The following is a 1699-nucleotide window of genomic DNA, read 5'->3' as shown; positions in this document are numbered from 1 at the left end:
GTAACCGTCCGGCGAACTCACCTTACATCAAGGCTGCCAATTGTGCGGCAGTAGCTCACCAATGTTTGAGGCGCGATGTGTCGGCAGTTTCTCCATCACGTCTTTCAGGTAAGCCTGCGGGTCTAGCCCATTAATTTTTGCCGATTGGATTAGCGTCATAATATTCGCCGCGCGCTGACCACTGCGTAATGAACCTGCAAACAACCAGTTTGAACGACCAAGTGCCCAGGGACGAATCTGATTTTCCACCCAGTTGTTATCAATAGGCACCGCGCCATCATCGAGGTAGCGCGTCAGCGCTTCCCAGCGTTTTAGACTGTATTGAATGGCTTTTGCTGTGGCACTGCCATCGGGCACTTGCTGGCGTTTACCCATAAGCCAAAGGTGTAATTGATCCGCTATGGGTTTTGCTCTTTCTTGCCGCCGATGCCGTCGCTCATCGGGTGTTAGGTCAGCTAGCTCTCGCTCAATCAAGTAAAGCTGTTTGATATAGTCCAGCGCCTGCTCAGCAATTTGACTTTTGTTGGCAACATGCAGGTCATGGAATTTGCGCCTTGCATGGGCCATGCAACCTATTTCAGTGATGCCATCAGCAAAGCCGGCTTTGTAACCGCTGTAATCGTCACAGACCAATTTACCCTTCCAGTCAGCGAGGAAGTCTCTTGATTCTTTGCCTGCCCGACTGGGCCGGAAGTCATAGACCACACCTTGAATCGGTGAGTAGCGTGTTGCGGCATACGCCCAGACATAGGCCTTGTGGGTTTGCTTTTTACCCGGCGCCAACATAGCCACCGGGGTTTCGTCGGCATGCAATACCGCGTGTTCAAGCAGCTGTTCGCGTAATGCGGCAACTAGGGGCTGTAGTTCTACGCCGCAGCGACCCACCCAATCTGCAAGTGTTGAGCGTGGGATCATCACGCCACCGCGGGCAAACTGCTGCTCTTGGCGGTACAGCGGTAAGTGATCGGCATATTTACTCACAAGGATTTGCGCCAATAGGCTTGTGGTGGGGATGCCTTTATCGATGATGTGCGGCGCAACTGGCGCTTGTACCAAGCTATCGCAATCACGGCAGCACCATTTGCCGCGGATATGGCGTTCAACACTAAAGGTGCCGGGCTGGTAATCCAGCTTCTCGCTCACGTCTTCACCAATACGGGTAAGCGCGCAGCCGCAAGCGCAGCTTGCGCTATCGGGCTCGTGATAAACTTCAGTGCGCGGCAGGTCTTTGGGTAGTGCCTGACGCTTAGGCTTGTTGCGCTCGCGCGCCTCGGTGGTCGTGACGGAGAGCTTCTCTAGCTCAGCTTCAATCGCCGCGATATCTTCATCGATCAGTGAATCAAGTAAGGCCAGTTGATGTTTGTTGATACTCTCGCTGCGTTTACCAAAGCGGTAGCGGCGCAGCAGTGCCAGTTCGTGCGTTAGTTTATCGGTATGGGTTTGCAGCTGACGGATCGAGGCATCGCGTTGCGCAATACACTGGTCACGCTCAGCTAACGCATTCGCTTGCTGTATAACGAGCTGACGAAGTTCGTCATGCGATAGGTGTTGAAGGTTGGCTGGTTGAAGCTGAGTCATGGCTTAACTTTGCCATAACTCAGCACCGCGTTCGATGACGGTTTTGTAAATGGACGGGCGGGGGTAACTATGCTCTCGCAGAAGGGAGAGCAGGTTGTAAATTACAGCACCGAGATGGTGG

1 protein-coding gene is annotated in these 1699 nt (G+C 53.4%); it reads right to left on the bottom strand.

The features are described 5' to 3' along the window. Positions 1 to 27 precede the first annotated feature (27 nt). The gene (gene tnpC / locus O9X78_RS20680; RefSeq protein ID WP_269621581.1) at positions 28 to 1578 is read right to left on the bottom strand and encodes an IS66 family transposase; all 1551 of its coding nucleotides are present in this window, start codon (positions 1576 to 1578) and stop codon (positions 28 to 30) included. Positions 1579 to 1699: the final 121 nt, after the last annotated feature.

The organism is Zhongshania aquatica (assembly GCF_027257955.1).
Classification (GTDB): Bacteria; Pseudomonadota; Gammaproteobacteria; order Pseudomonadales; family Spongiibacteraceae; genus Spongiibacter; species Spongiibacter aquatica.
The sequence above is the reverse complement of the archived record's forward strand: the minus strand, read 5'-3'. Positions and strand labels throughout refer to the sequence as shown.